The sequence below is a fragment of the Terriglobales bacterium genome, assembly GCA_035457425.1.
Classification (GTDB): Bacteria; Acidobacteriota; Terriglobia; order Terriglobales; family Acidobacteriaceae; genus JACPNR01.
Genome location: DATIBR010000138.1, coordinates 1 through 4,767 on the forward strand (window position 1 = coordinate 1; position 4,767 = coordinate 4,767).

4 protein-coding genes are annotated in these 4,767 nt (G+C 67.7%); 3 read left to right on the forward strand and 1 reads right to left on the reverse strand.

Translation table 11 applies throughout. The features are described 5' to 3' along the window. Window positions 1-72 precede the first annotated feature (72 nt). Entirely contained in the window at window positions 73-237 is a 165-nt protein-coding gene (locus VLA96_10560; GenBank protein ID HSE49637.1) for a hypothetical protein, read from the reverse strand. Window positions 238-476: 239 nt separating this feature from the next. Here VLA96_10560 and uvrA point away from each other — a divergent pair, with 239 nt between their 5' ends. The 3 genes from uvrA to pyrE form a co-directional block, all read left to right on the forward strand. Beyond that, on the forward strand, window positions 477-3,275 hold the full coding sequence (gene uvrA / locus VLA96_10565; protein ID HSE49638.1) for an excinuclease ABC subunit UvrA: 2,799 nt from the start codon (window positions 477-479) through the stop codon (window positions 3,273-3,275). 71 nt (window positions 3,276-3,346) lie between these two features. Then, entirely contained in the window at window positions 3,347-4,186 is an 840-nt protein-coding gene (locus VLA96_10570; GenBank protein ID HSE49639.1) for a type II CAAX endopeptidase family protein, read from the forward strand. Window positions 4,187-4,212: 26 nt separating this feature from the next. Continuing rightward, window positions 4,213-4,767 (forward strand): orotate phosphoribosyltransferase (pyrE, locus tag VLA96_10575; GenBank protein ID HSE49640.1); only part of this gene is annotated, 555 nt, incomplete at its 3' end.

Here is a 4,767-nt window from a genome sequence, read left to right on the forward strand (position 1 = left end):
GTCCACAGAGGCCGAGGTTGGGCCACTGACCCACGTGCGGCCACTGTGGACCGTGGACTGTGGACCGTGGACTTAGTTGGAAGAAGTGTCAGCCGCGAGCACGGCGGTCGCCGGCGGCTGGGTCCGGCGCGAGCGCGCGAACAGGTACAGGATGCCGGTGATGGCGGCATAGCCCAGCAGGATCCCGAAGGAAAGAGCGGCGGTGAGGACCAGAAGGAAGGTTGCGATGACCAGCATTGCGCTCACTGTGTTCGACCCTGCCTAAGATGTCGTTCCCGGTCGGAACGTTTGATGCGGGAAGCAGCGAGGATTCTTGTCTTCGCCGGCGCCCTTGTCATGATTACGGCGGTACATGGCCCGTCTCTCTCACTGTGCGCTGCTTTGACGGCGTCCGCTAGTAACAACTAAGATACGAAGTGAGTTGCGCTTTCTCCCCCGCGAAGCCTTCTGGGGAGCCGCGTTCTCGGTTCCCCTCCATGGCCATCCAGAAGATCACGGTCCGCGGCGCGCGCCAGCACAACCTCAAGAACATCTCCGTCGAGATCCCGCGCAACACGCTGACCGTCATCACCGGGCTTTCCGGCTCCGGCAAGTCGTCGCTCGCCTTCGACACCATCTACGCCGAGGGCCAGCGGCGGTACGTGGAGACGCTCTCCGCCTACGCGCGGCAGTTCCTCGACCAGATGGAGCGCCCCGACGTGGATTCCATCGACGGCCTGTCGCCCGCCATCTCGATCGAGCAGAAGACTACCTCCCGCAGCCCGCGCTCGACCGTAGGGACGATCACCGAGATTTACGATTATTTGCGCTTACTCTACGCGTCGGTCGGCGCGCCCCATTGCCCGCAGTGCGGCCGGCCCATCTCGCGGCAGACGGCGGAGCAGATCGTCGGGCGCATCCTGCAGCTCAAGCCCGAGGACCGCGTGATGATCCTGGCGCCCATCGTCCGCGGCCGCAAAGGCGAGTTCAAGAAAGAGATGGAGAAGCTGGCGCAGCACGGCTTCGTGCGCGCCCGCATCGACGGCGAGCTGCGCAACCTGGAAGAGGACGTCGCGCTCGACAAGCGCAAGAACCACACCATCGAGGTCGTCATCGACCGCCTGCTGGTGAAGCCCGGCATCGAGAAGCGCCTGGAGAACTCCATCAACATCGCGATGAAGCTGGCCAACGGCCTGGTCATCGTCGCGGTGGTGGAGGGCGAGGAGTACCTGTACTCCTCGCGCATGGCGTGCCCGCAGTGCGGCATCTCGGTGCCCGCGCTCGAGCCGCGCTCCTTCAGCTTCAACTCCATCTACGGCGCCTGCCCGGAGTGCAACGGCCTGGGCTCGAAATATGACTTCGATCCGGCGAAGGTCATCGTGGACTGGTCGAAGCCGCTGCTCGATGGCGGCCTCGGGCCCGGCTCGGCCTCGGCCAATCTCATCCGCATGCTGAACATCGCGGCGGCCGCCTACGGGTTCGACCTCTCCAAGCCGTTCGAGCAGCTTCCGGCGAAGACGCAGAACCTCATCCTCTACGGGCCGAGCGGGAAAGACGGCAAGCGCGCCGGCTTCCGCGGCGTGCTCGCCTACCTGAAGCAGAATCTCGAAGAGTCGAGCTCCGAGGGCTATCGCGAGTGGCTGCTGAACTACATGTCGGCGACCGAGTGCCCGGCGTGCCAGGGCGCGCGCCTGCGCCCGGAGTCGCTCGCGGTGAAGGTGAACGGCATGTCCATCGCGGGATTCACCGCGCTCTCGCTCGGGCGCGCGGTCGAAGCGGTGCGCAAGATCACGCTCGACGAGCGCGGCCGGAAGATCGCCGGGCGCGTGCTGCGCGAGATCGAGGAGCGCCTGCAGTTCCTCAACGCCGTCGGGCTGGGCTACATCTCGCTCGACCGCTCCGCCGCCACGCTCTCGGGCGGCGAAGGCCAGCGCATCCGCCTGGCGACGCAGATCGGCTCGCGCCTGCGCGGCGTGCTCTACGTGCTCGACGAGCCCTCCATCGGCCTGCATCACCGGGACAACGGCCGCCTGCTCGCCGCGCTCGAAGCGCTGCGCGACCTCGGCAACACCGTGCTCGTCGTGGAGCACGATGAGGAGACCATCCGCCGCGCCGACTACGTGATCGACCTTGGCCCGGGCGCCGGACGCCACGGCGGCGACGTCGTCGCCTCGGGCACGCCGCAGGACATCATGAAGGCGCCGGCGTCGCTCACCGGGCAGTACATCGCCGGCAAGACGCGCATCGAGATGCTCGACCAGCGCCGCTCGCCCAACGGCAAGGCCATCGCCGTGCTGGGCGCGCGCGAGAACAACCTGCGCAATCTCGACGTCTCCATCCCCCTCGGCGTGATGACCGTGGTCACCGGCGTCTCCGGCTCCGGGAAATCCACCCTGGTGAACGACATCCTCTACCGCGCGCTGGCGAAGAAGCTCTACAAGTCGCGCGAGGAGCCCGGCGCGCACAAGTCCATCTCCGGCGCCGAGCAGCTCGACAAGGTCATCCGCATCGACCAGGCGCCCATCGGGCGCACGCCGCGCTCCAACCCGGCGACCTACACCGGCGTGTTCACGCAGATCCGCGACTTCTACGCCATGCTGCCGGAATCGCGCGAGCGCGGCTACAAGCCCGGGCGCTTCTCCTTCAACGTCCCCGGCGGCCGCTGCGAGGCGTGCCAGGGCGAGGGCCAGCGGCGCATCGAGATGAACTTCCTCCCCGACGTCTACGTCGGCTGCGAGGTCTGCGGCGGCAAGCGCTACAACCACGAGACGCTCCAGGTCCGCTACAACGGCTACTCCATCGCCGACCTGCTGGAATCTCCCGTGGCGGACGCGCTGCCCTTGCTCGAAAACTTTCCCCAGATACGCCAGCGCCTGCAAACCCTGGTGGACGTCGGGCTGGGGTACATCCACCTCGGGCAATCGGCGACCACGCTCTCCGGCGGCGAGGCGCAGCGCATCAAGTTGGCCCGCGAGCTCTCCAAGCGCCAGACCGGCAAGACGCTCTACCTGCTCGACGAGCCCACCACCGGCCTGCACTTCGACGACGTCCGCAAGTTGCTCGAGGTGCTGCACCGCCTGACCAACCTCGGCAACACCATTGTCATCATCGAGCACAACATGGACGTGATCCGCAACGCCGACTGGCTCATCGACCTCGGCCCCGAGGGCGGCGAGGACGGCGGCCGCGTCGTCGCCACCGGCACACCCGAGCAGGTGGCCAAGGTGAAGAAGTCGCACACCGGCCAGGCGCTCGCCGAGGTGCTCGGCAAGACAAAGAAGGAGGCTCTCGTTTAGGCTGGCTGCTGGCCGCGGAGCGTCGCAAGACGCGCTGCGAGCCGCACGCCGCCAGCTGCCGGCCTGTCCCGATGTCCACTCCACTCCAACCCGCGCCCAGCGGTGAACCGGTCGAACCTACGCCGGAGATCTTGTCGCCGCCGGTTCCGCCGGCCGAGCAGCTTGGCTTGCCGCGCGAGCGGCCCGTCTTCAACCTGCTCGACGTGCTGTTGGTCGTCCTCGGCGGCTTCTTCATCCTGCTGATCACGCAGATCGTGGCATTCGGCGTAGCCCATGCCATGCCGCGCTTCGCGTCGCTGCCGCTGCAGGCGCTCGCCAAGCAGCCGCTCGTGATCATCCCCTCCCAGGTCGTGGGATACATCTTCCTGGTCGGCTTCATCCACCTGCTGCTCATCGCGCGCCACCAGACCGGGCTCATGGACGCCATCCCCTTCCGCTGGCCGCGCGCGATGGCGCTGCCGCTGCTCGGCGCCGGCGTCGGCCTCGCCCTCGCCATCCAATTCCTCAGCAGCTACCTGCCCATCCCCAAGCAGCTCCCGCTGGACGAATACTTCAAGGAGCGGACGGCGGCGTTCATCATGCTGGGCTTCGGCGTGTTCATCGCCCCGGTGGTGGAAGAGCTGTTCTTCCGCGGGCTGCTCTATCCCGCGCTCAGCAAGCTGGCGGGGCCGGTGGCCGCGGTCGCGCTCACCTCCGCGCTCTTCGCGCTGCTCCACGGCGTGCAGCTCGCGTTCTCCTGGGCGCCGCTGCTGGCGCTGTTCCTGGTCGGAGTCGCGCTCACGCTGGTGCGCGCGCGCTACCGCTCCGTCACCGCCTCCACGCTCGTGCACATGGCCTACAACGGCACGCTGTTCACCTTCCTGCTCTTCGCGACCGGCGGCTTCCGGCACATGGAGGTCTTGTCGCGCTAGGCGTGCGTGCTACCCTAACCTGTTTTATGCAGAATCCCCGCGACCAACTCCTGGCGATGCTGGCGACCAAGTCGTTCCAGCTCGGCGACTTCAAGCTCTCGTCCGGCCGGACGAGCGACTACTACATCGACTGCCGCGCCACCACGCTCGACGCCGAAGGCGCGCGCCTGTGCGGCCGCGTGGTGTTCGACGAGATCCAGAAGCAGAAGTGGAGCCCACGCGCCATCGGCGGCATGACCATGGGTGCCGACCCCATCGTGGTCGCGGTCGCCGTCCTCAGTTCGCAGCTGGTGCAGACGCGCGCGCCCGCCCGCGTGAAAGGACACGACGTCTCCGACTACCTGGTGCACGGCTTCCTGGTGCGCAAGGCCGAGAAGTCCCACGGCATGCAGCAGCGCATCGAGGGCTTCCGCGCAAAGGGCGCGCGCGTGGTGATCGTCGACGACGTCTGCACCACGGGCGCCTCCACCGTCGGCGCCATCGAGGCGGCGCGCGAGTTCGGCTTCCAGGTCGCCGGCGTCATCTGCCTGGTCGAGCGCGAGGAAGCCGGCGGACGCGGCGCGGTCGAAGCCGCCGCCGCG

Bases quoted from the DNA above. Each gene is read 5' to 3' on its own strand.
- VLA96_10560 (HSE49637.1), bottom strand. From the start codon at position 237: ATGCTGGTCATCGCAACCTTCCTTCTGGTCCTCACCGCCGCTCTTTCC.
- uvrA (HSE49638.1), top strand. From the start codon at position 477: ATGGCCATCCAGAAGATCACGGTCCGCGGCGCGCGCCAGCACAACCTC.
- VLA96_10570 (HSE49639.1), top strand. From the start codon at position 3,347: ATGTCCACTCCACTCCAACCCGCGCCCAGCGGTGAACCGGTCGAACCT.